We start from the raw sequence: 25,567 nt of genomic DNA on the forward strand, positions 1-25,567 counted from the left end.
GATTAAACCCCTTTCCTCGCATCCTATTATCTTTAAGAAGCTATTAAGATATATTCCTATCTCTTTGTGCAACTTCTTTTTGCTTCTTTGGCAATAGAGACTGCCCAAACTCTAATATTAATCTTAGTGTAAATAAATAGGACCCGATTGGAACCCAAATTACTGAAGCCCAGGTGGGCCATTTAATTAGACCTGTTGAAACATAGTTATTTACTATTGCCTCCTCTGTCATTAGCATACCTTGATAACCAATGATAAACATTAGGCACGCAGCAAGTAATAAGTACATTCTATCTAAAAATTCTACCAATTTTATTGGCATTTTCTCTATAAATATATCAATCCGAATATGGCCCTTTTCTTTCATTACATAACTCATGCTTAAAAATATAAGAATGACCATTAAATAGCTTTCCGAGAATTCGTACGCACCAATTATCGGTTTATGTACGATATATCGCATGGCAGCATCTGCTGTAGTTAAGATCATCATAATGAATGCCGCTATTTTAGCTAGTATAAACGCTCCTGATTCAATTTTTTCAAATACAAATACTATCTTCTTCATTCTACCAACTCCTTCTCTAATCGTCTTTCACTGTCAATTTAATAAAAATTAGTGGAACCGTTTACAATTTAAAGCATCTAATTGACATAAAGAAGATCATTCCATGGTTCATGCGATATACCTAATGGGCCTTATTGGAATTGTGGACGAGGTTTTGTTTAAACCTCATAATGATTAATCCTTTTATAATTATAAAAACTCTTTTTGTCAGCTAAAAGTTCACTGATTTAAGAGGTATATACTTTTTTAATTTTGTGGGAAAACATTATTAGGGGGAAACTAGGGAGGGAATTTTTCACTAAAGGATTCCCTCCCTAGATTAATAGAAATTCTTTTTATTGCTGATATTCTTTATTATATTCTCTGAATTTTTCTAAAATCTTTGTTCCCTGAAGTCCCTTTGCATCTAAATCTTTAGCCCACTTTTTGTTAAAAGGCTCTAATTCCGCATTTAACTTTTCCAAATCTGCTTCAGGGATATCATAAATTTCAACTCCAGCACCTTTATATTGTTTTTCCAAATCCGCTTCATCTTTAATTATGGCCTTCGCCATTTGTTCCACAATTTCATCACTTGCTTGTGTAATCGCATCTTGTACATCCTTAGGCCAACTTTTCCATGACTTTTCATTTACGACATAGGTAATACCAAATGCAGATAATTGCGCATTCCTTGAAGAATACTTGGCAACTTTATCTGTTTGATACCCTGGCCAGCTAAAGAATGACAGAAGAGTCCCTTCAATAGTTCCTCTATCCCACGCAGAAAAGATTTCAGGCCCTGGAACAGACACTGGTGTAGCACCTAGTTTTTGCATCATTTCTTCTTGAAGACCGCCTGAAGTACGAATTTTCAGACCTTTAAAATCTGAAGCTTTTGTTACTTTACGTACGGAATTGACAATTTGGTATGGATTAGTTGTAGCCCCCCACAATGGCCTAACACCATTTGGCTTGAATTCCAGTTCATATAGATCATCTTTAATTAATTTGTTAAAAGCCTTTGAACCGCTTACAGCATCTTTCACAAGACCTGGATTTCCTGCTACTCCACTCAATGGCATCTTGTCACTAACATAAAGTGGCCCCACGTAAGCAATATCTGCTACCCCATTTTTAGCAGCATCCAATAGACTGGCGGCTTTTCCTAATTGTTCTGCTGGGTAGTATTCAATTTTAATTTTTCCTTTACCCAACTCTTCAATTCGGTCTATCCAAGGTAATGTACCAGTTTTAGGAATTAAGTGTGAAGAAGGAAAAGAGTCAGCAATTTTGATGACAATTTGTTCATCTTTCTTTCCACCCTTATTTTCTCCTTTCGCACTGCTTCCCCCTCCAGTCTTTTCAGAGTTACCACAAGCAGCCATCCCCACTGCTACAAATGCTGTCAAAAAAACGAGTAGCCATTTTTTAAAACCTTTTCTCATCCTATTTTCCCCCTTTGTTTAAAAGTGAATATGTAATCATTTTTCGGAACGATTCCATATTCTATTTCAATCAATACTATATGTATTGATTAAAAACTGGATATTTTATTAAGATTATGTCTTTAACACTACCGGCCTTTCCAAAAGGGTTTTCTCTTTTCAGCAAAAGCTTTTGGCCCTTCTATTGCATCCTGGCTATTGTAAACTTCCTCGTATATTCGATTCGCATTTTTAAGACCCAGGGTTACACCTAAATCGAGTGCATCTTTTAAAGATTGTTTTGCAGCCATAATTGATAAAGGTGCATTATCTCGAATGGTTTCAGCCATACCCATTGCAGCAGATAATAAATGATTGGGCTCCACCAATTTATTTAAGAAACCCAATTGATACATTCTTTCAGCACTTATTGTCTCGGCTGTCATGGTTAGTTCCATACAGATATTTAGCGGAAGCATCCCAAGCAATGGAACTGCCCAGGGGGATCCACGCCCTACTTTCGCTTCCCGGATTGAAAATTGAGCATTATAACTTGCAATACGAAGGTCAGCATTCTGTGCCAGTAAAAAGCCACCTGCAGCTGCAATCCCGTTTATCACTGTGATAATAGGTTTTTTTACCTCTGTCATTCTCTGCATCATTGGATCCTCAACCATTTGGAGCATATCTTTACCATGTTTACTAAGTTCTGATTGTTGTTTTAAATCCATCCCTGCACTAAATGCCTTATCTCCTACAGCAGTAAGGATAACGACTCGGACATTTTCATCATCATCAACTGTATTCCAAATATAATCTAGTTTCTCATATACCTCTATTGAGATTGCATTCATACGTTCAGGACGATTTATGGTAATGATACCGATTTGATCCTTCACTTCATATAATACAGCTGAGTCTTTTGAGAACATTTCTATCCTTCTTTCCCAATTATGTTCGGGCTGCTCGTATTCCGTTTTCAGGAATCAAATTAGCATTAATTACCAGTAAACCTTGGAGGTCTTTTTTCTAACATAGCATTTATACCTTCTTTGTGATCCTCTGTATCTCTTACAATCGCAAAATGAGAAGAGATTAAATCCAAGGCAGGCCGTAATTCCATCCTACTGCTTTGATACACTGCTCGTTTAATCATCCGAATCGCAACTGTTGGTGAATTAACCAAACGTTCCGCAAACTCCATTGTCTTCGGCATTAAGTCTTCAGGAGAATGGACTTTGCTGACAATCCCTGCTTCTTTTGCCTCCTGAGCGGAGAGGAAATCTCCAGTCCAGAGCAATTCTAATGCTTTTGATAATCCAACAATCCGTGGAAGATAATATGCACCACCATCCCCAGGGACCAAACCAACTTTAATATAACCTTCGCAAAACCGTGCATTTTCAGAAGCAAATCGTATATCACACATAAGTGACATATCCATTCCAGCCCCGACAGCCGATCCATTGACGGCACAAAGCATTGGTTTATCAAGTCCTTCCAATGCCAAAGCTATACGGTGAACATGGCCAGATAAGACCTCTTTCCTATTAATAGATTTAGAAATATCCATGGAATCAAAGTCATTTAAATCAATTCCTGAACAAAAAGCCCTATCTCCTGCACCAGTTAATACAACGGCATGAACCGAGTCATCCCTTTGGTACTCCACAAGAGCATCTGCCCACTGATCAATCATATCAATCGTAAAGGCATTCATCCTATTTGGGCGATTTAACGTAATAATTGCAATTTTACCTTCTTTTTGAAATTGAATATCTGACACTCATTACAACCCCAATCTTTTAGTTGATTTTACCTTATTCATGTTCTCCTAAAATTTCTGCTCTTTTTTCAAAGGAAGACTTATAAGGCTCCTCCCATTCGGTTAGCTGGACCAGCACCCCAAAACAGCTTTTTGGATGAATGAACAAATCGGTTTTTACTCCCTCTACCACTTCGGGGCCAATTAATTTCAGCCCTTTTTCACATAACTTACACTCGACATCTTGAATGTCTTCAACTGAAAATGCAATGTGGTGAATACCCTCTCCTTTCCGTTTAAGAAATTTATCTATATCGCTATTTACCTTGGTTGGGCTTTCCATTCCTACCACAACTTTACCAATTGATAGATAGGATGCCTTCGCTCCAAGTGAATCTAGCGATACTTCCTTGAGAAAATTTCCTCCAAATACATCTGTGAACTTTTCAGCAGCACGCTGATTATTTTGAACTGCCATCGTAACGTGATCTAGCTTCCAGTTTTCAAACATCATTATCCCTGCCATTTCTCTATTTCTTTATTCCAATCCGACAACAGTTCCTCGCGGAATTGCGGAGCAGCAATTGAGATTAGTGCTTCAGCACGTTTTTGCAACGATTGATTCTGTAAATTCGCAATTCCATTTTCAGTGATAACATATTGAACATCTGTTCGAGGGGTAGTTATGATATTTCCCGCTCCTAACGTTGGTGTAATCTTTGAAATCTTTCCGTTGCCTGCTGTGGACAAAAATGCAATAATTGACTTTCCCCCGCTGGATAATTTTGCTCCTCGTATAAAATTCCCTTGGCCCCCGGTTCCTCCAAATTGAACACCTTTCATTGTTTCTCCATTCACTTGACCATATAAATCCATTTCAATCGCAGAATTGATTGAAATGAAATTGTCGATTTCTTTTATTACTTCTAAGGAATGGGTATAATTTACTGGTCTAAAGTCAATTAAGGGGTTATTATTGACAAAATCATATAACCGCTTTGATCCAACTGCGATGCCCGTTACAATTTTCCCTCTGTCCACACTCTTTTGGGATCCATTTATTGCGCCGCTTTCGACTAAATCCACGACTGCATCTGATATCATTCCCGAATGGATACCCAAATCTTTTTTTTCATTCAATGCGTAAAGGATTGCATCTGGAACTGATCCGATTCCGAATTGCAATGTGTCACCATCAGATATTAAGGAAGCGGCATATTCCCCAATTTTCTTCATATCAGCGCTTCGTTTTCCTTCCTGCATTTCAGGCAGTGGATAATCCGCATGAACAATATAGTCAAAGGTGCCAATGTGAACGGGTGGTTCTCCAGAAGTCCTTGGCATTTGTGAATTCACTTCTGCAACTATTATTTTTGCTTTTTGTAAAATGGCCGGTACAAAGTCTGCTGAAACACCTAAACTACAGTAGCCCCATGGGTCCGGCGATGACACTTGTATGATAGCAAGATCCACTACTGCACTACTTTCTAAGTACTGATATATTTCATTTAAGTGAAGCGGGATAAATTGAACCTTTCCCTTTGAAAAAGATTCCTTAAGATCCCTTGACATAAAAAAGCATGTCAACGATGCATTTTCATGCAATCCAGCCCAATCTGTTCTATTTAAACCTGGAAAAATAGTAGAAATGTAGTTGACCCCATTACTTGCATTTGAATCCTCTTTCAAGGCCTGAATAACCGCCTTTGGTTCAGACACATTTCCTTGGATAAAAACATTCATATTTGCATGGAACAAAGATGGAACATCTTTTGCATTCAAAACAATTGGCAATTTCCCATCTCCCTTATTTTTCTTTTGCTACGGGTGTCTTTCCCCTTGCAGCTGGCGTTATTACTTGCTCATCTTCTAATTTCTTTATTTGTTCTTCTGAGAGATTAAGTACTTTTTTTAGGACTTCCGTTGTATGTTGACCATGAAGTGGAGGTGCCAAAATCTCTTCATCATCAATTCCAGGGAGCTTCCAAGGAATACCTGGCAATACAATTTCACCAATCTCAGGGTGTTGCACTTTGCGCAGCATATTACGATGGGCAACCTGCGGATGGCTGAACAAACGGTCCGTTGGATTGATGGCCCCAACTGGGATGCCTTTTTCACTAAATTTCTGTATCCAATAATTTGCCTCACGAGTCATCGTGATTTCTTCAATTAGAGGAACTAGGAAATCACGATTTTCAACCCTGTTTTCCCCTGTTATGAATCTTGGATCATCTATCCACTCTAATTTACCAATCACCTCACAAAAGTGTTTCCATGCACGATCATTAAGGACTGCAATATTAATATCGATGTCCTTTGCCGGAAAACTTTGATAAGGTACCATTAATGAATGGGCAGTGCCCATTGGCTTGCCAATCTTTCCGCTTATTACATAATTCGCGAGATAATATCCCATTAACGCGATTTGCGTATCCATCATCGCAATATCTAAATAAGAACCTTTCCCAGTTTGCTGCTTTGTCATAATTGCAGCCATAATACAATTAGAAGCAACCATAGCTCCGAAAACATCTGCCTGAGGTACACCAGGCTTTAAGGGACGCCCTCCTCTTTCTCCCGTTACACTCATTGCCCCTCCTTCGCCTTGAATAATCAAGTCATATGCGGCAATATCCTTATAAGGTCCGGTTTGACCAAAACCGGAAACGGAACAAAAGATAATCTCTGGATTTCTTTTTCGGACCTCATCATAATCAATACCTAATTTTTTCATAATACCAGGACGAAAATTCTCTAAAATAACGTCCGATTTTTCTGCCATTTCAAAAAATAACTGTTTTCCCGTTTCATTCTTCAAATCTAAAATGAGACTTTTTTTATTTCTATTGACCGCAAGAAGATGTGGGCTATGTCCGTTTGTTTCTTTCGTTACCCAGTTTCTAACATGGTCTCCGGTTACAGGAGGTTCAATTTTTATCACCTCAGCACCTATATCCGCCAACAACATCGAGGCAAATGGCCCTGCCCATGCCTGAGATAAGTCTAATATTCTAATCCCGCTTAATGGTTTATGCATTTTACACCTCCAAAACAAAATGAAATCTCACATCTAGACCCATTAGAATAAGTCTAAGGAATTTAATTGGACAATTTTATTTTCTGAATATCCTAGCACTGACTTTAAAACTTCTTCAGTATGTTCCCCCAGTGCTGGTGGTGGAGACTTAATTTCAGCTGGAGTATCTGATAGTTTAACAGGAAATGGAACTTGATAGATTTCTTTATTTAATGAAGGGACAAATAATCGTTCAATCATACCGCGTGCTTGAAGCTGTGAATCATGAAATGCTTCTTCTGGATTATTTACCTTACTTGCAGGAACTTTATTAGTCTTAAGTAATTCCATCCATGTAGCTTGATCTTTTTGTAAAAAAATATCAGTTAATAGTTTGTGCAATGAATTTTTGTTTTCTTTCCTATCAGCATGAGTTTCATATCTATTATCTTTAAGCAAATCTTCCCGGCAAATAGTTTTGCATAACCCAATCCAGAATGGTTCTTCTAATACTCCAATGGCTATTCTTTTCCCATCTTTAGTTTCAAAGATATCGTTAGTTGCTAAAACATGATCCATATTATCCATTTGGGAGATTTCTTGACTAATCATAAAATCGCCAAGTCTTGTGCTTGCCCATGAAAATACAGAGTCAGTCATCGAGACATCTAAAAATTGCCCTTTTTTTGTTTTGTTCCTTGCAAACAAAGCTGATAAAATACTTACTGCAGCAAACATGGCTGATGATAAATCGGCTACTGGTAAACCACTGCGGATCGGAGGGTAACCAAATTGACCAGGAATACTCAAAGCCCCAGCAACAGCCAGATAGTTTACATCATGTCCAGGCACTAACCTATAAGGTCCATCTTGACCAAATCCAGAAATGGAGCAATAAATAATTTGAGGATTAATCTTTTTTATAGTGTCATAATCTACTCCCAATCGTTCCACAACTCCCGGACGAAACCCTTCAATCACAACATCGCTAACTTTAGCCAAATCCCAAATAATTTGCCGTCCTTCTTCTTTTTTTAAATCCAATGAGATACTTTTTTTATTTCTATTAACTGAGTAATAAATTCCCCTCAGCATTTCACGGGTATAATCACCACGTCCCTTTTCTTCTACTTTTATGATTTCTGCGCCTAAATCTCCAAGCATGAGAGTACAAAAAGGCCCAGGCAATAATCTAGTTAAATCAAGTATCCGTAACCCTTTTAATGCCCCATTAAAGGTATTTTGACTCAATGGCCTCACCCCCATCAACTTCTTTCCTGAATTAACCTGAAGTTGGCTGCAATATTCCTTACTACTGGCACACTTTTCCTTGTAGACAAATTGATCATAACGTTTAGTACATTCGCTTCCGCTACTATTTCCCTATGCTGATTTAAGATAAGTTGATGAAATTCAAAACTTGTTTTACCGATCTTTTTTGGTGTTGTAGTAATTTCTAAGTGATCGCCTAAAACTGCCTCTTTTTTAAACAAGATTTCCAATTTGATTAATACCGTACCCAGATTCATTTCAAGCATATCTTGAAACGTCATCCCAGCTGCTTTTTTATACCATTCCTCACGTGCAGCTTCTAGATAGGTTAAATAAACACTATTATTAACGTGTTCTAAATCATCTAAATCGCTATTTTTCACTTCAATGAATGTAGTTGTTTTCATTTTTACTCCTCACTATCCATACCAAGAAATTGCTTCATCAGCCGTTAATTTTTCAGCATGATATTGATTAACTGGATCATCCAGGTCAGGATAACCGATTGCCATGCCTGCAATTAATTGAATGTTTTCGTCAAGATTTAATGTCTCCCTAATGCGATTTGGATAATAAACAGCCGATGCCATCGGACAAGTACTCAACCCGAGAACATTTGCGGAAATCATGACGTTTTGCATGGCTAAACCGACATCTAATATAGACCAAGTCCTTGCTTCATCTAATCCAAAAATTAATAGGTGAGGAGCATCAAAAAAACGATACATTTTTTCTTGGAACCCCAGGCGTTTTTCTTTTTCATGTCTTTCGATTCCAGCAAATTTCATTCTTTCAATTGTATGTTTTTTCATTCGTATTTGGATATCTTCAGGCCATTCATTTTGGTCCGGCATAGGTATATCAGGTGAAATAGAAATTCCTTTTTTTGCATCTTCATTAATTTTTTTACTGATGGTTTCTTTTGTCTTACCTGATATAACATATAGTTTAATAGGCTGGGAGTTTTTCCATGATGGTGCCAACAATGCAGTTCTTACTGTGCGATCCAGTAAATTCGGATCCACTTCAGTAGGTAAAAAACCTCGAACACTATGCCTTTTCATTATTTTTTCTATTTCCATTTTATAAGTGCTCCTTCCAAACCCTTCAATGGCTAGAATTTGCTTTAAAAAACAAAAATATTAAAAGTCCAGGGAATCCGACCTTTGAAGTAATTTCTTTGTTACTTCACTTGAACCACCTTTTAAAATAGAAATTAGGTTATTAACGTCATATTCTTCCATCCTTGCAATTGGAATTGTAATACTCATAGAATCTTCAACATGGTCAATTGAAGAAAAAATAGGAACACTTACTGAGAAAGCTCCCTTTACTCTTTCACCGTAACTTACGGCATACCCATTTTGGCGAATTTGTTTTAATTCATCCACCAGTTTATCCCTATCATGAATTGTACTTTCACTGAATTTTTCCAGAGGGTGAGATTCTAAATACTTTCTAATTTCATCTTCCGTCATATGCGCAAGAATAACCTTTGCAGATGCCCCTGCATGTAATGGGGAAACAAGACCAATATGAATCTCTGTAACTAATTCGTGATAGCTTTTTAGAAATGCAATACATTTCTGACTTTTATTTTGAAAGAGAGTATTTAATGAAACTGATTCACTTGTCTCTTCCCTAATTCTTTCCATTACCTCCATCGCCGCATTTAGTATATTAGAATTTTTTTGGACTAGATTCCCGAGGAAGTAAAGTTCCATACCTAACTGGTATTTTTTCGTTTTTTCATTTCTTTGCAGAAACCCTTCATAAACAAGTGTTGATAAAATCCGTTGTAAACTTGGGATTGAAATTCCCGTCATTTCATTTAATTCTGTCATAGATAATGACGGCTTAGTCAATGAGAATGACTTTATTATCTTTATAGTCCTATGTATTGTTTTCATTGAGTAATTTTTATCCATAACTTTTTCTTCCATAAGATCCCCTCTGGTTATCAATTTTTAAGAATGGTAAGCTGAAAAGGTAAACAAAGGATGATAAATATATCTTGATTGGAGAGGAAGAAGCATTCGAGTACGTTGGTACCTCATCAACTTCATTTCTCCTATAACACTTCTAGTCCATTTCCCAAAATTTTCAAAACCTGAAAGTGGAAGGTCATTCCTTTACAGAAACGAGTTAGAATTCTCCAATCAATAGCTTCCCTTACCTGATATTAAGTCAACTTTACCCTTCTTCTTAAGGTAGTAATCTGAAACATAAGATAAACACGTAACCGCTTTCTCAGGACTCGAAAAAATGGGAATCCCGTTCTTTCTTAAAATTTGAAATCCATTTTTCGCCAATGCCTCAGATACTAACCATGATACCAAGATACTTTTCTTATGGCTTTTTACCAATTGAACTATATCTTCCGCAACTAACGACGCAATCGGTTCACCTACAGTTGTAAGCATAATGACAATTGTATCTATATTTGGGTCATTCAATAAGAGTTCAATGACCTTTCTAAAATTCTCAGGTTGATTAACAATATGAGCAGTGGTATCAAATGGATTTTGAACAACTCCGAATTCTGGAATCAATTTATTCATTTCTACTTCTGTTTCCGGCGAGAAAGGAGGAAGCTGGAAGCCACTGTTAATACAAGAATCCGCCAGAATCGTACATGCCCCACCTGAAGTAGAAACGATGCCAACATTTTTTCCTTTTATGTCCTTGATGGTTAAAAATGTTCTCGCCACATCAAATAATTGTTCTATCTCTCTAACAGAAATAACCCCGTATTGCTTAAATACCGCTTCATATATTTGGAAATCACCAGCCAAACTTCCAGTATGGGATTTAACGGCTTTTTGGCCTAATAACGTCTTTCCATTCTTATAAACAATAATAGGCTTCTCTTTTTCATAGGCTTTTTTTAAAGCTTTTATAAATTTTTTTCCGTCTTTAATTCCTTCTAAATAAAGACAAATAACTTCTGTATTGGGATCGTCTGCCAAATAGGAGATATAATCTGCTGTATCTAAATCGGCTTCATTTCCAGAACTAATAAAATGACTCGTAGCAGTATTCTCCGTCCAAATCCTGCTTAGCATCCCTCCACCAATAGCCCCGCTCTGTGTAACGAACGCAATTCTTCCAGCCATTGGAATATCTGGTGTTTCCATCGCCATACTAAAGCTTCCGAAAAAGTTCTCAGTTGTATTAACAATCCCAATACCATTAGGACCACAAATGTGAATGCCTAATTCATTTGCTTTCCTAACTAGTTGTTCTTGTAAAATTTCTCCTTCTTCTCCAACTTCTGCAAAACCTGATGAATAGATAACTAATGTTTTAATTCCTTTTGTTGAACAATCTTCCATTACGGAAAAAATGAGATTTCTTGGTACAATCACTAATGCTAGGTCAATACCTTCTGGTAGCTCCCCAATCGTTTTATAACATTTTCTTCCCTGAACAACTGTTTCATTTGGATTCACAGGGTAAATTTCGTGAGGATAACGGTGCTTTGTCAAGTAAGCCAAAAGTCGTCCGCCGGATTTTTTGGGATTGTTTGTCGCCCCAATTAAGGCAATAGATTTGGGGTATAAGAGTTTTTGAATAGCAATCATTTTATCGTCATTCATTCTAATTCCCCTCCATTTACAACCAAACTCTCCGATGAAAGAATGATTCTGGCATCTGCTACTATCGCTCCTTTATCCTTCTCATAAAGAAAAACTGGATTTAGATCAATTTCACTAATCTCCGGATATTGGATAGATAATTCTTCCAGTGTCCTGATTAATTCTTTCAACTTTGGGATGTCCCGTTCCCTACTTCCACGAAACTCTCCTAGGAGAGGGTTACCTTTTATTTCCTTTATCATTTCTTCTATATCATGATCTGTTAATGGTGAAATCCTAACCGAAACATCCTTAAGGATTTCAACCCAAACCCCCCCAAGGCCAAATAAAATGGAAGGACCAAAAACACGGTCTCTCTTCATCCCAACAATTACCTCTGTCCCTGGTTCCATCATTTTTTGAACAGAAACCATTACGTCCGTAGCATTGGGGTGATAGAAGTGAACGTTTTGAATAATTTCTTGAAACCCTTTCCTAACTTCTTCTTCTGATTTTAAATTTAATAGAACACCTTTAATATCACTTTTATGTGTAATTTCAAAGGAGTGTACCTTTAGAACTACTGGATAGCCTATGTCATTGGCTAATGAAATGGCTTCCTGTTCCGAACCCGCCAACCCTTGCATAGGAATGGGCATACCAACAGAAGAAAGAATATCCTTTGATAAATACTCAGGGATAGTCTTACTTTCTTTATCCCTTGTTAATTGAAATACTTTACTAACCAACTCGGTTTTTTCTATGGTCCTCACCCTCTCTCTAATTGCAGTTTAGCTAGATGTATGTATGTTCCCCACTTGCATCTCTACGATTTTTCCAATGACTCGAACCTCAACAATTTCTATTGGGGTACTCGTAAAAAGGGGTCCATTTTTCATTAGTTGAAGTTTATTAAATGTTTCAATTAAAGTTTCTCTCCAGTTTCTAACAAATCCGTTAAAGGGTAGTTCTATTAAACTATTATGGGCAGGACACTTACATACGAGTTGTTTTTGAATATCCCAACTTACTTCAGACATATATATTCCTTTTTGATCTACCATTTCTCTTATTAAATCATAGAAAATCTCCATTAGATTTTCTTCATCTATAGATTCCAGTTCAACATACATTCTATGTTTAGAAATGAATATTTCTGTTTCTAGTGCTTCTTCTATACAACTTATTTTCCATCCCCCCTTCTACCTAAATGATTCCACTTTTTGTCGTTTTACACCTGTTATATAAGACCAAAGTTCGTCCTTTTCCAACCTTAGGAGGTCTTTTGTAACTTCTTCTGCCCACTTTGTATCGTTTCCATATTCTTCGCGCCATGACCAAAGTCTTCGTGAACTATGGTGCAAGGTATGTTCATAAGTAAATCCAATTGCTGCTACTACTTGATGGGCAATTGACGCCACCTTGCCTGCTGCTTCATTTATACGTATTTTCGCTAATGCAATTTCTTTTGTATCAGCGCTATTCCCAAATGATTGTACTGCACAATCAGCAGCCATAGATGACGCTGCACTTTCACTAGCCACCAGTGCAATATGATGCTGGATAGCTTGAAACCGGTGAAGCGGTCTGCCAAATTGAGAACGCTCAGATGTATGCTGAGTAACAATATTTAAGACATTTTCTAATGCACCCGCCATCATGACACATCTTGCTATGGAACCGGTCTTGTATATTTTTTCGATTTGTTTACTGTGACTAATATTGATTAGTTCACATTTATCTAGCAACACATTTTCAAAGACAACTTCATCCCTAGCTTCTCCTGCCATATTGTGTCCATGGTTAATGATTGCTCTTTCAAGCGGTAGGACTGATAGTACCGAACCCTCGCTCGATTCTCCTGCCACAAGAATTTTGTTTGCATACCTTGCCCAAGGGACATTTTCGGCCCTCCCACTAACGACCCATCCTTGTACATCTCTTGTAAACTTGAAAGGCACGGAGTCATCACAGGATGAAATGGTCAAAATCTCATCTGATATTGGTTCACCTAGTTCAGCTAAAAGCCAATTGACTAGATAAGTTTCTGCCAAAGGAATCGGTGCTGAGTATTTTCCAGCTAAACGTAATATATTAAAGGCATCTGAGAAATCGCCTCCATTTCCGCCTTGCTCCTCCGAAATAGCGATCGTTAACATACCATTTTCTACAATTTGATTCCAAAGTTCACTTGCCCATTTACCCTGTTCAGAATCATTTATCACTTCTTTTGTTGAATATTTCTCCATAATTTTCTCAACGGTTTCTATGATTAATTCTTGCATCTCACTCATTGATTAATTACCCCCTTTGCAATGATCCCACGTAGTATTTCCGTTGTCCCACCACGCAGGGTAAAACCTGGTGAATGTAGAATTGATTGTGCCATGAACCTTGATAATAGCGAATCTGAATCCATGGATGGAACGACACGAACAATTAATCTAGCAATCTCAGAAATTTCTTGTTCTAATTTTGTTCCCATATCTTTCACTAAAGAAGCCAAGATATTGGAAGGGATGCCTTCCTCTAGCATTTGTGCAATTCCTAAAGACATATTACGCAACGTCCAAAGTCTTGAAATAATTTTGCTGACTTCATTTAATCCGTGGGAATCACCTTTTTCAACTAGTACATTTGTGAGTTCATTAATAAGTGGATATGTACTAAGGAATCTTTCAGGTCCGCTTCTTTCATATGCCAATTCAGCCATCCCTTGTTTCCAGCCATTTCCTAATTCGCCAATAACCATATTATCAGGGATAAATACATCATCAAAAAATACCTCGTTAAAATGATGTTCACCTGTCATTAAGTGAATAGGACGGATTGTTACACCAGGAGCCGATAAATCTACTACCAATTGACTCATGCCTGCATGACGGTGATTCGAATCCTCAGGAGAAGTTCGGCAAAGCGTAATCATGTAATGAGCGAAATGAGCACCGCTAGTCCAAATTTTACTACCATTTAATATCCAGCCGTTTTCAACTTTAACTGCTCTAGATTTTATCGCAGCTAAGTCTGAACCGGCATTTGGTTCACTTAACCCAATAGAGAAGTAACATTCCCCTTTTATAATTTTTGGCAGGAAGAATTCCTTTTGTTCCTCTGTTCCAAACTTAAGAAATAATGGACCTGACTGACGATCTGCTACCCAATGCCCTGCTACCGGTGCTCCTGCTGCCAATAATTCTTCAATCACAATATATCTTTCAATCGAGGAACGACCACCTCCACCATATTCAACAGGCCAGGTCATTCCAATCCAACCACGTTCTCCTAGTTTTCTAGAAAACTCTTGTGAACAGCCACTTAGCCAGCTATCAACTTTTGGCTGGTACGTACCATTTTTCAATTCCTCTGCAAGAAATTGTCTTACCTCTCTTCTTAATTCTTCTGATTCTTTCGGGGGATTGATTACCGGAATTTTTATTAATTTCATATTTCTCTCACCTCAATGTTTAGCATTATTCACTTATCGATAATGATTATCTATATAAGATATTATAAAGCGTTTCCATTTTATAGTCAATTCTGAATTTTTAGAATTTTTTACTTTCTAAGGATACCTTTTTATGTAAATAGAAATTGAAATTTATCTATCATTATGCTTTATGGTGCTTTAATGATGTTATTGTAAAAACATTAATCACTATAAAAAGTAATTTTTTCAAAAAATATAGTTTTCAAAATATTCCATAAACTACCTTGACTAATAAGTTTTAATGAATATATATTTTATGTGAAACCCATTTCAAAATATGGGCAATCGAAAGATTCATATATTTTAATAGGAGGGATTTAATGAATGATAAATCTATACTAACGAAAACAGATGGAACGATTGAATGGATCATTTTTAATCAGCCAGAGAAATTAAATTGCCTAACGAAGAAAGATTTATTGCAAATTAAACAACATTTAAAACGTATTTCATCGAATGAAAATATTAGAGTTGTTATTTTTACTGGAAGTGGAAATAAGGCTTTTTCAGCTGGTATGGATTTCAACGAATTTAATCAATTAACTCCCATGGATGCCCATAGCTTAATTTCTGATTTAAAAACTGTGTGTGAACTTATTCGTAAGATTCCTCAACCCGTTATCATGGGAATTAATGGATACTGTATTGGCGGCGCAATGGAAATGTGTATGGCTGCTGACATTAGAGTGGCAGTCAAAAATGCAGTGTTTTCGATGCCTGAAATTCAACTTGGAATTCCCTCTGTTTTAGATTCTGTTCTATTACAACAACATGTGGGATTAAGCTTAGCAAAAGAAATGCTTTTGACTGGTAACCCGATTAATGTAGAGCGAATGAATCAATTTGGATTCTTAAATGCAGTAGTAGAGGAGTCAGAATTAATGAATAAAGTGGAAGAATATGCAAAAGTTTTTATCGAAAAACCCTATTTGACATTAAAACAACAAAAAGAACTCTTTGAAACATGGCAAAATTCCAGTCTAGATTATGCAATTAGTGATAGCATGAACCAATTTGCATTGGCATTCACAACTGAAATTCCACAGAAAAGGTTAGAAGATTTTATTTCTAAAAGAAGAAAATAACTTTTATGTTTCTCGTTCTACAGGAATATCCGATTAATATCAAAAATTAAATAGTGGAAACTTTTAAGTAATGATAGGATACCTATGTAGTGGCTTCAAAAAATTAAAAGTTGTTAAGAAACATGGCAATAATAATAATCCCCTCTATTTTGGCTGGTATATTGTTCTCACCTCCTCAGCAAATTTCTATGGCATAGTTTGTCGATAAACCGTTTCTATATCTATTATGTTGCTCCTTCTGTAAAGTAACTGGATATCTGTTCGTCTTTGAGAATAGATTTATATAAAGGAAGGGGGATGTTGTAATGCTTAGCTCTGAAGAAATTGAATTAAAGGACGCTCTCGAGGCAATAGATTATTATTACAAGCAAGGCTGGACTGATCGTCTGCCAATAATCCCCCCAACTGAGGACCGAATACTTGAAATGTTAAAAATAGTTAATTTGAAACCAAAAACTATTATTGTCTCTATACCTGAAAGAGGAAGAATATTTACTGCTGAACTTGTCGCTATTAATACTGTAATGGCTGGATGTTTGCCATGTTACTTTCCAGTCATCACATCAGCAGTAGAAGCAATCTCAGCACCGGAATTTGGGCTTTATGGCCCAACTGCTAGTACACATGGTGCAGCAATCATGATGATAGTTAAACGGGCCAATCACCAATGAAATTGGCTTAAATGCAGCTGCAAATGTTTTTGGACCTGGTAATCGGGCAAATGCAACAATTGGCCGTACAATCAGGTTACTAATGATTAATGCCGGCGGTTCACCAGAGTTTGACCGCTCAACCCTTGGAACACCAGCAAAGTACAGCTTTTGCTTTGCTGAGAAGAAAACAGAATGGACCCCTCTTCACGTTCAAAGGGGCTTAAAAGAAAATGACAATACTTTCATAGTTTTTGCCTCTGAGGGTCCCAGCCAAATACAAAATCATAAATCATTAAAAGGTGAAAGTATTTTAAAAACTCTTGCTGACCATATGAGCTCATTAGGTAGTTTGAATATGGTGAGTGAAACTGAAATGGCGGTCGTATTAGGGCCAGAACATTATCAACACTTATTTAAAGAAGGTTGGACAAAAGGAACCATCCAAGATTTTCTTTACCAAAATGCAGCAAGGTCGGTGAGTGAATTGAAAAAGGGTGGAATAATAGAGGATCCTATTGAACAAGGTGATAATCAAATTTTCAAGTATGCGGTCCCATCACCTCAACATATTCTATTAATGGTTGCAGGTGGTGAAGCAGGAAGATTCTCAGCATGTATGCCTGGCTGGTTCCATTTCAATCAATCAAAAGCTGTGACTAGCTTAATTAAAGCTTAGCAGTCTCATAAACCTGTATTTTTCTTAAAGAAATAAATAAGTAGTTTACATTATTTAAGGAAGTTTAAAAATGAGTATAGTTGTTTTTAATCCGACTTTTGGATCAAGATTAAGAATTAGGGATGGCAAATAGAGGGAAATCGATAAATGGAAGTATAATTTGGTTGGTAGATAACGGAAAGAACAACTCTGACATTGTCTTACAATACCTTGCTGGACAGCTTAAGAAAAATTACAATATTAGGGATATAGTCCATTATAGAAAGCATTCCTTCTCTCATGGATTAACCGAATTGGAAGCAATCGAACTTGCCCAAAAATGTGACTTCGTTATTTCAGGTGTGGGTGATTGAGGCTCCTGCAGCTCGGGCAGTTTGCTCGATGGGATAGAAATGGAAAAACGTGGAGTTCCGACTGCGGCTATTTGTACAGACCCCTTTATAGCATCAGGTAAAGCGATGGCTCTTGCTCAAGGTATTCCGGACTTTCCTTTTGTGACGATTCCACATCCAATTTCTGTTACCGAGAAAGTTGTTCTTTATGAATGGGTTAATAACATTATTGAGAAAGTGGAAGGGATATTACTATTTCGAAATTAATATACAAATAAAAAGCCGGACCATGAAAAGTTTTTTAACCTTTCATGCTCCAGCCTTTTATTTATGGTACCCTTGGATCTTCTAAAATAATGATAACTTCCTCACCTGTTTTATGTTGAATTTCTCCAGTAAACATCTTCACCAAATAGTCAGCAGGCATAATGCAGTCCAAACAAGCATTGGGTTTCAAATCTAATTTCAAATAGATTTTATTATCTTTGACTGATGTAACGATAATTTCGTATCCATCTACTTGGAAACCAGGTCTAAAGGTTTCAATGGTTTGATCGGCCACCTCTTTTAAATTTCGGATAGAAGAGGAGTCTACCTTTTTGGTTATGGCTCTAGATCGATTAAATGACCCCATGACTGCACTGTGCTCTCCCTTTCCTCCCGCATGAACAATAACGATATCTTCTGGATCCTTTATAATATAAATAATCTCCTGCCCATCTTCTTTAAAAATATATTCTGATTTCCATGCCTTAATGGCTTCCTGTGTTTTTGGATCGAATCGTCTAAGTGGCATTCTTGCTTTTTCCCATAACTTCTCCCTTATCTTTTGCTTAGTATAACCTTGACTACTTAACATGGCAGCATGGACTGGGCTAATCACGATAATGGGCTGCATGTCGAACACAATAAAATTTGTTCCACTTAAAAGTAAAACATCATTGATTTCTTCCAAGTAAATCTCAGCATCATTGGCAAGATGGATGACATTATATGGAGCAGTTGCTGAAGCGATTGTAACTGTGCTGTCATTTTTCAAAAATCCTCTTTCAATATGCAGGGGATCCCATGGACTTTCTTCTTCGAGCTCAGAAATACAGAAACTGAATTTCCCTGGGTTTCCAAGTGTAGACATATCGCCAATTCCTGGTCGTGCTCCACCAATATTCATTAACATTAACCGGACCGCACGGCCAATTGTGGCATTTGCTTGCCATCCAGGGCCAAACAACCCGATACCACCATTAATACCCAGTTTTTTCCGAATAGGGCCATTAACAATAACCATCGGTCCAACCGGATTTGTTGTTGCCTGCACTCCGTAAAGATTGAAATTCTCTTCAAGCATCGCTTCAACAACTGTAATCATCAGGTCAAAATACTCTGGCAAACATCCTGCCATTACACAGTTGACCGCTATCTTCTCTACAGTTGCCGGTTGATAAAAGGGAGGCATCAATCCGATAACTTCATTTTTGTTACGGATTGTTGCATTTAACATTTTATTTATTCGCTCAACTGTTGGCGGGATAATCGGCAGTCCATCGGTCCAATCCTCCTGAATAAAATACTGATTGATTTCTTCAACATTTTCCGTACTAAAGGTGATAAATTCCTCCAAAGAACCTTGCAAGCCTACAGATTCAGTAGTTGTTTGAACTATAAGTCCATTTACAACCTGGTCAATCTTCTCTTCAATTACTTTATGTGCTTCTTCTTTTGTTAAGCCTCCCATTGGGAATGGAACCTCCGCAAATGGAAGTCCTTTACACCCTTTGGCTTTAGCCTCCTGCATTGCTAACGATTTAAATACATCTGAAATAATGGTAACAGTTGGGATTCCATTTTTCTCAATCTCTACGCTATCGTGGACACTCCACGATGTACATGATCCTCAATCACCAAGTGAAACTACGGCAGCATCATATTTATCCTTTAAAATTTCATCAATAATCCGTTCAGGGGCAGGATAACTAGCATTGTCTTTTTCAAAAAAGTCAAATCCAATAATTCCACATTTTGTTCTTAGTAATTCTCCCGCTTTCATTAAAACTTCTGCGGCATTCGCCTTTTTGTTACTTAAAAGTGCAATCCGTTTCCCTTTTAACGATTGAAGCCTTGGTCTAAGAAATTCTGCATTATTAATGGTATTGCTTTTTGGAATAGGTGTAAAAATTTTCACCATATTTAATAGCCCCTTTCATAGGTTATTTAGTTCAACTTTTTATTTTTATATTTTTCTTCCTGCTAACAATTATCAATTTCCTAGGTAAGCGCTTATCACTGAATTATCTTTCAAAAGATTCTTTGCATCTCCTTCCAAGACAATATGCCCGTTTTCCAAAACATATCCTCTATCTGCTACTTCTAATGCTTTTCTGGCATTTTGCTCTACAAGTAAGATAGTTACACCATCCTTACTTATTTCACGAATCATTTCATATATTTGTTCAACAATAATTGGTGCCAATCCCATTGAAGGTTCATCTAGTAATAAAATTTTGGGATCCGAAAGCAAAGCTCTGCTTACAGCCAACATCTGCTGCTCCCCACCACTCAATAGACCTGCTTTCTGATCTCTTCTTTCATATAAGATCGGAAATCGATTAAAAGTTTCTTCCATTAAATCTTTAATTCTATTTTTATCTTTTTTTTGTATTTGTACACCTAGAAGGAGATTTTCATAGACAGATAATTTGGTTAAAATACCTCTTCCTTCGGGAACATGAATAATACCTTTCTTAACTATGTCATGTGATTTAACCTTAGTTAAATCTTCATTACTATTAAATAGAATTTTTCCATTCGATGATTTTAAAATCCCAGAAATCGTCAGTAGCAAAGTGGTTTTTCCCGCTCCGTTGGCTCCAACCAAGGTTACGATTTCCCTTCTTTGAACTTTGAAAGATATATCATGGAGGACCTCAATTTGATCATAGCCCACTGACAAATTTTGTACCTCAAGCATTTTTCTTCTCCTTCCCTATATATGCTTCAATCACTTGTTGGTTTCGTTGAATTTCAATTGGTGTACCTTCTGCAATTTTTTCACCGAAATTTAGAACTATGACCCGACTACTAATCTTCATTATCATTCGAACGTTATGTTCTATAATAATTATCCTTACATTATCTGTTTTACTTAAATTCATTAAGAACTCTCTAAGATCTTCAATTTCTTTTCCATTCATACCTGCTGCAGGTTCATCCAAGAGTAGTATTTTAGGTTTCATTGCCAGTGCTCTTGCTATTTCAAGTCTTCTTTGCTGCCCATATGATAATGCTCCTGATAACCTATCCCTATGCTCGTAGAGACCCACCCCTTTTAGGATTTCGATTGCGTTTTCTTTTATTTTTCTTTCATTTTCTTTATGGGCTTTGGTTTGAAACATCATTTGTGGAATCTTGCTTTCATTTGCTAATTGTGCGCCCAACATTACATTTTCCAAAACACTCAGAGATTTAAATAAACGAATTAATTGATACGTACGGGCAATCCCCATTCTCGCAATACTAGTTGAATTCAAAGAACTTATGTCTTTGTTTTCAAATAAAATCTTTCCCGAATCCGGTTTATAAATACCGGTTAATAAATTAAATAAGGTAGTTTTTCCCGCTCCATTTGGACCGATGACTCCAAGAATTCCGTTTTCTGGAAGAGTAAAACTAATTTCATTAATTGCCGTTATTCCGCCAAATTGCTTTCTTAGATCCTTAACTTCCAACATATTGCTGTTCCTCCACTACCTTTTTGTTAAGCTTTTGTTCTTTTCTTCTATAAAATATTTCGATAATCCCTTTTGGTAGGAATAGCACTATAATTAATAATGAAGTACCATAGATTAGAAGCCTAAAATCACCAAGCCATCGAAAGATTTCCGGTAAAGAGGTCAAAATTATTGCCCCTAATATAGGACCCCAAATATTTCGAACTCCACCAAATAAAGTGAATAATAAGATGGTTACTGCCATATGAAAACCATACTCTTTAGGTGAAATGATGTAGGTATAGTGTGAAGAAATTGCACCTGCTAATCCTGCTATAGCAGCTCCGGTAGAAAAGGCAAATACTTTATGAAATGTTACTTTTATCCCGAGTGCTCTTGCAGCGGTTTCATCTTCACCTATAGCAATCAGTGTCCTTCCGAACTGTGATTTCTCGTAAACAATAAAAAAGTAAATAATTAAGCACAGTGCAATCAAGACGTGTAAAATGGTACTATCTTTAGGAATTCCAGTTAAACCTAGTGCACCTCTAGTAATCTTCATATTCATCACAACAAATCTCACTAATTCTGTAAAAGCTACTGTACCAATAGCTAAATAAACTCCATGGAGCTTTAATATTGGAAAACCAATCAAGATTCCTATTATCCAAGCTAGTATCATGGCAGCAATCACATTCAATATAAAAGGCATACCTGTGTGGATGGAAAGCAAGGAGCTAACATAGGCGCCAATTGCCATAAAGCCAGCATGCCCCATGGTTAGTAATCCTGCTTTTAAAGTGATATAAACACTTAGTGCTAACAATGCATTTATTCCCATCAAAAAGAAAAGATTTGAATAGGATAATAAGAAGTCAAACATTACGCCCTATCCCCTCCTTTATACCCAAACAAACCATTTGGCTTGAAGAATAATATCAACAATAAAAGTGAAAATACAAATGCATCCCGGTAGTTTGAATCAAGAAATGTAACCGTTGCTATCTCTCCAAACCCCAATATGAATCCTCCTAGGAGTGCACCAGGGATACTCCCCATACCACCTAAAACAATGATTGCAAACCCTTTCAAGTCAAAAACCTCTCCCATGTATGGGGAGATGGTATTAAAAGCAATTCCAATAAAAATTCCTGCTATCCCAGCCAAGGCAGCAGCTAGAAAAAACATAATTCGAATGGATCGTTCTATGTTTATTCCCAACAAACTAGCTACTACTGGATTTTCCTCTATCGCTTTTATTTCCCTTCCAATCTTAGTTTTATTAATTAATATCCATAGCCCTCCCATCAATATGAGAGCGAGTAAAAATAATATGATTTGAATCAAGGAAATGTCTCTACCTAAAAAGGAGAAGGTTGTTTGTAAGGGTATTTCTTCTTGATTGTATCTGACCACCCTTGTGCCAAATACGAGTTCAGCCACATTTACCAATATAATAGACAAAGCCAAGCTGCTTACAAGTGGTGGTAAGTAAGAGGAAGACTTTTTTCTTAATGGTTTAAAACCTATTTCATTTATTACTAGACCATATACACCCGAACAGAAAATAGCAATTAAGATGGCTAAAAAAAATGGCAGTTCCACCCTCGTTATTAATATCCATGCAGTAAAGGATCCCCAAATAAACATTGAACCGTGTGCCATATTAAGTATATGAAGAACACCAAAAATCAGGGTTAATCCCGCTGCAAATAATGCATAAAATGCCCCTTGTGAAAGGGCATTTACTAATTGTTCAATTAACATGGTTCTCCTCCTTGTCCAGAATTGATCAGGAAGAAAAGAAATCTTTCTTCCTGTTTATTCTGTTATGGTTTAAATAACATGTGTTTGCCATCTTTTACAATAATCACAGTTCCGCTTACTGTTGGATCACCATTCTTTGTAAATCCAAAAGTACCTAAAACACCCTTATATTCTTTTATCTTTGCAATTGCATCTCTCAGCTTAATTCTTCGTTCATTGATATTATCCTTTGAAGTAATACCTGCTTCAAGGTACGCCTTAGCAATAATTTGTAATGCATCGTATGTTTGAGCGGATAACCAATCAGGATCCTTCCCGAATTTGTTCCGATATTTTTCTACGAATTGTTTATTTTCTTCCGTTTCCATTTCAATAAACCATGGCGTGGCAGAAATCGAACCCTCCATAGCACTTCCTGCCTCTTTTAACGTATTGCTCGCATTAAATGCATTTCCTCCAATGAAGCTAACATCAATTCCAAGCTGACGGGCTTGAGTTGTGATTGCAACAACCTCTTCTGCCTGAGCTGCAATGGCAATAATATCTGGTGAACTGGCCTTTATTTTGGTAAGTTGAGAGCTAAAATCAATATCTCCCGTTAAATAAACCTCATCATCAACAATCTTAACTCCTTCTTTTTCAAATGAAGACTTAAACGCTTTATATTCCCCAATAGCAAATTCATCATCCTTTGCATGAATAACAGCAACCTTTTTAACATTAAAATGTTCAACTGCGGCTTTAACTGCCTTCGGGATGAAGTGTGGGGATTCACCAGATGTTCTGAAAACAAAGTCCCCAATGTCAGTAACTCCAGGTGTTGCTACTGTCGTTAGCATAACAGGGATTTTAGCATCTTGGGCAATTGGTGTAGCTGCAAAAACTTGATTACCAATTAGAGGACCGATAATTATGTCAGACTTATCTCTATCGATAAATTTTTGATAGAGATTTATGGCTTCATTTTTATCTGACCTGTCATCTTCTAAGATTACATTCATTTTAAGTTTGCCACTATTTTTAATGTCCTCTTTTACTAGTTTAATTGCATTCACTACTGTCTCTGAATAAATTGCTACTGGCCCAGTCAGCCCATATGTTGCTCCAACTACTAATTCGGGCATACCTCCTTCTTTTTTATTTGTCCCGTTATCGGCACAACCGACCAATAGCATGAAAATCAGTAACAGAACAAAACCATTCATTAACCATTTCTTCATCACTACACCTCTCATTCATATTTTTAAGAAACCGTTTTCATAAAATCATTTAATAAACACATACCGATTAGCGGGATCAAATACCATTAACTGATATCTAATCATATGCAAAAAGGCTTACTATTTATAACGATATTTTTAAAATTCTGAATTTTCCATGGTCTTTTGCAGTTGATATGGACCTTTATCTTAATTCATCCGAAATTAAATTAGATGTATTGACCAATTTATTTATTAAGGTACATGTTTCTGATTCATCTACTCTTGAAGTGGGCATCGCAAGACTTAAACTAGCAATCACCTCATTAAATCGATTTTTAATAGGTGCACTTATTGAAAATGCTCCAATAATTCTTTCGCCATGGCTTATGGAATAACCCTGATTTCTAATTTCCTTCAGTTCTGACCAAAGCTGATCTTTATCAACTATGGTTTTCTCAGTAATCTGCTCTAAGTAGGTCTCATTTAAATAGGATGTAATTTCATAACCCGGCAAATAAGCTAAAAGTAGTTTTGCTGATGCACCAGCAAATAATGGTGAATACTGTCCAATATAAGTAATAGTTGTTAATTGATGTCTGCTTGGTAAATACCCGATACATTTTCTCTGCTTTTGATGAATGATATTTAACGATATGGTTTCACCTAAGTCATCATTTAGTTCTTTCATAAATGGTCTGGCGATTGACATTAAATGTGAGTTTCGTTCTACTAGGTGCCCCAAAAAGTATAGTTCGATTCCTAATTGGTAGGTTTTTCTTTTTTCATCTTTGTCTAATAAACCATGTTGAATAAGAGTATTTAATATTCTTTGTAAGCTAGATTTAGATAATCCTAATTTTTGATGAAGAGATGCAAGAGAATGCTCTTTCTCTTCATTTGAAAATGCCTTTAACACTTGTATAGCCCTGCTAATTGTCTGCATTGAATCTTCTTTGGACATATTAGTACCTCGTTCTTTGAAATTTATAAAGATATATATACCGTTAATTAATATTTAATCCCAATTAACGGAATTATGACTTGTTCTAG

The 25,567-nt window shown here is 36.6% G+C and carries 28 protein-coding genes; 4 read left to right on the top strand and 24 right to left on the bottom strand.

All coding sequences use genetic code 11. The annotated features are described in order from the left end of the window. Positions 1–43 precede the first annotated feature (43 nt). From AA0X95_RS17015 to AA0X95_RS17090, 16 genes are all read right to left on the bottom strand, one after another. The gene (locus tag AA0X95_RS17015; RefSeq protein WP_413299858.1) at positions 44–568 is read right to left on the bottom strand and encodes a TRAP transporter small permease; all 525 of its coding nucleotides are present in this window, start codon (positions 566–568) and stop codon (positions 44–46) included. A 335-nt stretch (positions 569–903) separates the two neighbouring features. Further along, positions 904–1,995 carry a TRAP transporter substrate-binding protein DctP gene (gene dctP / locus AA0X95_RS17020; RefSeq protein WP_413299860.1) on the bottom strand — a complete coding sequence of 364 codons (1,092 nt, stop codon included), beginning with the start codon at positions 1,993–1,995 and terminating at the stop codon, positions 904–906. A 128-nt stretch (positions 1,996–2,123) separates the two neighbouring features. Then, the gene (locus AA0X95_RS17025; protein ID WP_413299863.1) at positions 2,124–2,906 is read right to left on the bottom strand and encodes an enoyl-CoA hydratase/isomerase family protein; all 783 of its coding nucleotides are present in this window, start codon (positions 2,904–2,906) and stop codon (positions 2,124–2,126) included. Between the two features lie 65 nt (positions 2,907–2,971). After that, a complete protein-coding gene (locus AA0X95_RS17030) occupies positions 2,972–3,760 on the bottom strand; it encodes an enoyl-CoA hydratase/isomerase family protein (protein WP_413299865.1) in 789 nt (262 codons plus the stop codon). Positions 3,761–3,794: 34 nt separating this feature from the next. Further along, a complete protein-coding gene (locus AA0X95_RS17035) occupies positions 3,795–4,265 on the bottom strand; it encodes a VOC family protein (RefSeq protein ID WP_413299867.1) in 471 nt (156 codons plus the stop codon). After that, complete coding sequence (locus AA0X95_RS17040) at positions 4,253–5,533, bottom strand: acetyl-CoA hydrolase/transferase family protein (RefSeq protein ID WP_413299869.1); 1,281 nt, start codon at positions 5,531–5,533, stop codon at positions 4,253–4,255. Before AA0X95_RS17040 ends, AA0X95_RS17035 begins: the two co-directional genes overlap by 13 nt. A 13-nt stretch (positions 5,534–5,546) precedes the next feature. After that, positions 5,547–6,779, bottom strand: a complete 1,233-nt coding sequence (locus AA0X95_RS17045) for a CaiB/BaiF CoA transferase family protein (RefSeq protein ID WP_413299871.1) — start codon at positions 6,777–6,779, stop codon at positions 5,547–5,549. A gap of 42 nt (positions 6,780–6,821) precedes the next feature. After that, positions 6,822–8,009, bottom strand: coding sequence for a CaiB/BaiF CoA transferase family protein (locus AA0X95_RS17050; RefSeq protein ID WP_413299873.1), 1,188 nt, complete (start codon positions 8,007–8,009; stop codon positions 6,822–6,824). A 14-nt stretch (positions 8,010–8,023) separates the two neighbouring features. Next, positions 8,024–8,437 (bottom strand): acyl-CoA thioesterase, encoded by a 414-nt coding sequence (locus tag AA0X95_RS17055; RefSeq protein ID WP_413299875.1) that lies wholly within the window; start codon positions 8,435–8,437, stop codon positions 8,024–8,026. A gap of 12 nt (positions 8,438–8,449) precedes the next feature. Continuing rightward, a complete protein-coding gene (locus tag AA0X95_RS17060; protein WP_413299877.1) occupies positions 8,450–9,112 on the bottom strand; it encodes a nitroreductase in 663 nt (220 codons plus the stop codon). A 60-nt stretch (positions 9,113–9,172) separates the two neighbouring features. Further along, complete coding sequence (locus tag AA0X95_RS17065) at positions 9,173–9,973, bottom strand: IclR family transcriptional regulator (RefSeq protein WP_413299879.1); 801 nt, start codon at positions 9,971–9,973, stop codon at positions 9,173–9,175. 216 nt (positions 9,974–10,189) lie between these two features. Then, positions 10,190–11,629, bottom strand: coding sequence for an acetate--CoA ligase family protein (locus AA0X95_RS17070; protein ID WP_413299881.1), 1,440 nt, complete (start codon positions 11,627–11,629; stop codon positions 10,190–10,192). Beyond that, positions 11,626–12,381 (bottom strand): acetate--CoA ligase family protein, encoded by a 756-nt coding sequence (locus AA0X95_RS17075; RefSeq protein WP_413299883.1) that lies wholly within the window; start codon positions 12,379–12,381, stop codon positions 11,626–11,628. Before AA0X95_RS17075 ends, AA0X95_RS17070 begins: the two co-directional genes overlap by 4 nt. An 18-nt stretch (positions 12,382–12,399) precedes the next feature. Then, positions 12,400–12,702: a hypothetical protein gene (locus tag AA0X95_RS17080; RefSeq protein ID WP_413299885.1), complete on the bottom strand. Its 303-nt coding sequence runs from the start codon at positions 12,700–12,702 to the stop codon at positions 12,400–12,402. 108 nt (positions 12,703–12,810) lie between these two features. Continuing rightward, the gene (locus AA0X95_RS17085) at positions 12,811–13,902 is read right to left on the bottom strand and encodes an acyl-CoA dehydrogenase family protein (protein ID WP_413299887.1); all 1,092 of its coding nucleotides are present in this window, start codon (positions 13,900–13,902) and stop codon (positions 12,811–12,813) included. Beyond that, a complete protein-coding gene (locus AA0X95_RS17090; RefSeq protein ID WP_413299889.1) occupies positions 13,899–15,053 on the bottom strand; it encodes an acyl-CoA dehydrogenase family protein in 1,155 nt (384 codons plus the stop codon). Before AA0X95_RS17090 ends, AA0X95_RS17085 begins: the two co-directional genes overlap by 4 nt. Before the next feature lie 362 nt (positions 15,054–15,415). Here AA0X95_RS17090 and AA0X95_RS17095 point away from each other — a divergent pair, with 362 nt between their 5' ends. The 4 genes from AA0X95_RS17095 to AA0X95_RS17110 all read left to right on the top strand — a co-directional run bounded on the left by AA0X95_RS17095 (position 15,416) and on the right by AA0X95_RS17110 (position 18,108). After that, positions 15,416–16,180, top strand: a complete 765-nt coding sequence (locus AA0X95_RS17095) for an enoyl-CoA hydratase/isomerase family protein (protein ID WP_413299891.1) — start codon at positions 15,416–15,418, stop codon at positions 16,178–16,180. 305 nt (positions 16,181–16,485) lie between these two features. Beyond that, on the top strand, positions 16,486–16,851 hold the full coding sequence (locus AA0X95_RS17100) for a hypothetical protein (protein WP_413299893.1): 366 nt from the start codon (positions 16,486–16,488) through the stop codon (positions 16,849–16,851). A gap of 82 nt (positions 16,852–16,933) precedes the next feature. Further along, entirely contained in the window at positions 16,934–17,509 is a 576-nt protein-coding gene (locus AA0X95_RS17105; protein ID WP_413299895.1) for a hypothetical protein, read from the top strand. 122 nt (positions 17,510–17,631) lie between these two features. Continuing rightward, complete coding sequence (locus AA0X95_RS17110) at positions 17,632–18,108, top strand: UGSC family (seleno)protein (protein WP_413299897.1); 477 nt, start codon at positions 17,632–17,634, stop codon at positions 18,106–18,108. Positions 18,109–18,169: 61 nt separating this feature from the next. Here the strand turns inward: AA0X95_RS17110 and AA0X95_RS17115 are convergent, their stop codons facing one another. The 8 genes from AA0X95_RS17115 to AA0X95_RS17150 form a co-directional block, all read right to left on the bottom strand. Next, on the bottom strand, positions 18,170–19,576 hold the full coding sequence (locus AA0X95_RS17115) for a UGSC family (seleno)protein (protein ID WP_413299899.1): 1,407 nt from the start codon (positions 19,574–19,576) through the stop codon (positions 18,170–18,172). A gap of 159 nt (positions 19,577–19,735) precedes the next feature. Next, the gene (locus AA0X95_RS17120; RefSeq protein WP_413299901.1) at positions 19,736–20,026 is read right to left on the bottom strand and encodes a hypothetical protein; all 291 of its coding nucleotides are present in this window, start codon (positions 20,024–20,026) and stop codon (positions 19,736–19,738) included. Positions 20,027–20,098: 72 nt separating this feature from the next. After that, positions 20,099–20,809, bottom strand: a complete 711-nt coding sequence (locus AA0X95_RS17125; RefSeq protein WP_413299903.1) for an ABC transporter ATP-binding protein — start codon at positions 20,807–20,809, stop codon at positions 20,099–20,101. Further along, on the bottom strand, positions 20,802–21,569 hold the full coding sequence (locus AA0X95_RS17130) for an ABC transporter ATP-binding protein (RefSeq protein ID WP_413299905.1): 768 nt from the start codon (positions 21,567–21,569) through the stop codon (positions 20,802–20,804). The genes AA0X95_RS17125 and AA0X95_RS17130 overlap by 8 nt, the downstream gene beginning before the upstream one ends. After that, complete coding sequence (locus AA0X95_RS17135; RefSeq protein ID WP_413299907.1) at positions 21,556–22,431, bottom strand: branched-chain amino acid ABC transporter permease; 876 nt, start codon at positions 22,429–22,431, stop codon at positions 21,556–21,558. The genes AA0X95_RS17130 and AA0X95_RS17135 overlap by 14 nt, the downstream gene beginning before the upstream one ends. Next, the gene (locus AA0X95_RS17140) at positions 22,431–23,315 is read right to left on the bottom strand and encodes a branched-chain amino acid ABC transporter permease (protein ID WP_413299909.1); all 885 of its coding nucleotides are present in this window, start codon (positions 23,313–23,315) and stop codon (positions 22,431–22,433) included. Before AA0X95_RS17140 ends, AA0X95_RS17135 begins: the two co-directional genes overlap by 1 nt. Positions 23,316–23,377: 62 nt before the next feature. Then, positions 23,378–24,535, bottom strand: a complete 1,158-nt coding sequence (locus AA0X95_RS17145) for an ABC transporter substrate-binding protein (RefSeq protein WP_413299911.1) — start codon at positions 24,533–24,535, stop codon at positions 23,378–23,380. 184 nt (positions 24,536–24,719) lie between these two features. After that, entirely contained in the window at positions 24,720–25,478 is a 759-nt protein-coding gene (locus AA0X95_RS17150; RefSeq protein ID WP_413299913.1) for an IclR family transcriptional regulator, read from the bottom strand. Between the last annotated feature and the right edge of the window lie 89 nt (positions 25,479–25,567).

Source organism: Neobacillus phoenicis (genome assembly GCF_047302305.1).
Taxonomy (GTDB): domain Bacteria; phylum Bacillota; class Bacilli; order Bacillales; family Cytobacillaceae; genus Neobacillus.

What these genes read in the sequence shown, in the direction of transcription:
- AA0X95_RS17130 (WP_413299905.1), bottom strand. Translation starts at nt 21,569, where the DNA reads ATGTTGGAAGTTAAGGATCTAAGAAAGCAATTTGGCGGAATAACGGCA.
- AA0X95_RS17135 (WP_413299907.1), bottom strand. Translation starts at nt 22,431, where the DNA reads ATGTTTGACTTCTTATTATCCTATTCAAATCTTTTCTTTTTGATGGGA.
- AA0X95_RS17100 (WP_413299893.1), top strand. Translation starts at nt 16,486, where the DNA reads ATGCTTAGCTCTGAAGAAATTGAATTAAAGGACGCTCTCGAGGCAATA.
- AA0X95_RS17105 (WP_413299895.1), top strand. Translation starts at nt 16,934, where the DNA reads ATGATTAATGCCGGCGGTTCACCAGAGTTTGACCGCTCAACCCTTGGA.
- AA0X95_RS17140 (WP_413299909.1), bottom strand. Translation starts at nt 23,315, where the DNA reads ATGTTAATTGAACAATTAGTAAATGCCCTTTCACAAGGGGCATTTTAT.
- AA0X95_RS17120 (WP_413299901.1), bottom strand. Translation starts at nt 20,026, where the DNA reads ATGGTGAAAATTTTTACACCTATTCCAAAAAGCAATACCATTAATAAT.
- AA0X95_RS17025 (WP_413299863.1), bottom strand. Translation starts at nt 2,906, where the DNA reads ATGTTCTCAAAAGACTCAGCTGTATTATATGAAGTGAAGGATCAAATC.
- AA0X95_RS17085 (WP_413299887.1), bottom strand. Translation starts at nt 13,902, where the DNA reads ATGAGTGAGATGCAAGAATTAATCATAGAAACCGTTGAGAAAATTATG.
- AA0X95_RS17145 (WP_413299911.1), bottom strand. Translation starts at nt 24,535, where the DNA reads ATGAAGAAATGGTTAATGAATGGTTTTGTTCTGTTACTGATTTTCATG.
- AA0X95_RS17070 (WP_413299881.1), bottom strand. Translation starts at nt 11,629, where the DNA reads ATGAATGACGATAAAATGATTGCTATTCAAAAACTCTTATACCCCAAA.
- AA0X95_RS17125 (WP_413299903.1), bottom strand. Translation starts at nt 20,809, where the DNA reads ATGCTTGAGGTACAAAATTTGTCAGTGGGCTATGATCAAATTGAGGTC.
- AA0X95_RS17065 (WP_413299879.1), bottom strand. Translation starts at nt 9,973, where the DNA reads ATGGAAGAAAAAGTTATGGATAAAAATTACTCAATGAAAACAATACAT.
- AA0X95_RS17150 (WP_413299913.1), bottom strand. Translation starts at nt 25,478, where the DNA reads ATGTCCAAAGAAGATTCAATGCAGACAATTAGCAGGGCTATACAAGTG.
- dctP (WP_413299860.1), bottom strand. Translation starts at nt 1,995, where the DNA reads ATGAGAAAAGGTTTTAAAAAATGGCTACTCGTTTTTTTGACAGCATTT.
- AA0X95_RS17060 (WP_413299877.1), bottom strand. Translation starts at nt 9,112, where the DNA reads ATGGAAATAGAAAAAATAATGAAAAGGCATAGTGTTCGAGGTTTTTTA.
- AA0X95_RS17080 (WP_413299885.1), bottom strand. Translation starts at nt 12,702, where the DNA reads ATGGAGATTTTCTATGATTTAATAAGAGAAATGGTAGATCAAAAAGGA.
- AA0X95_RS17035 (WP_413299867.1), bottom strand. Translation starts at nt 4,265, where the DNA reads ATGGCAGGGATAATGATGTTTGAAAACTGGAAGCTAGATCACGTTACG.
- AA0X95_RS17115 (WP_413299899.1), bottom strand. Translation starts at nt 19,576, where the DNA reads ATGGGAGGCTTAACAAAAGAAGAAGCACATAAAGTAATTGAAGAGAAG.
- AA0X95_RS17045 (WP_413299871.1), bottom strand. Translation starts at nt 6,779, where the DNA reads ATGCATAAACCATTAAGCGGGATTAGAATATTAGACTTATCTCAGGCA.
- AA0X95_RS17015 (WP_413299858.1), bottom strand. Translation starts at nt 568, where the DNA reads ATGAAGAAGATAGTATTTGTATTTGAAAAAATTGAATCAGGAGCGTTT.
- AA0X95_RS17095 (WP_413299891.1), top strand. Translation starts at nt 15,416, where the DNA reads ATGAATGATAAATCTATACTAACGAAAACAGATGGAACGATTGAATGG.
- AA0X95_RS17055 (WP_413299875.1), bottom strand. Translation starts at nt 8,437, where the DNA reads ATGAAAACAACTACATTCATTGAAGTGAAAAATAGCGATTTAGATGAT.
- AA0X95_RS17090 (WP_413299889.1), bottom strand. Translation starts at nt 15,053, where the DNA reads ATGAAATTAATAAAAATTCCGGTAATCAATCCCCCGAAAGAATCAGAA.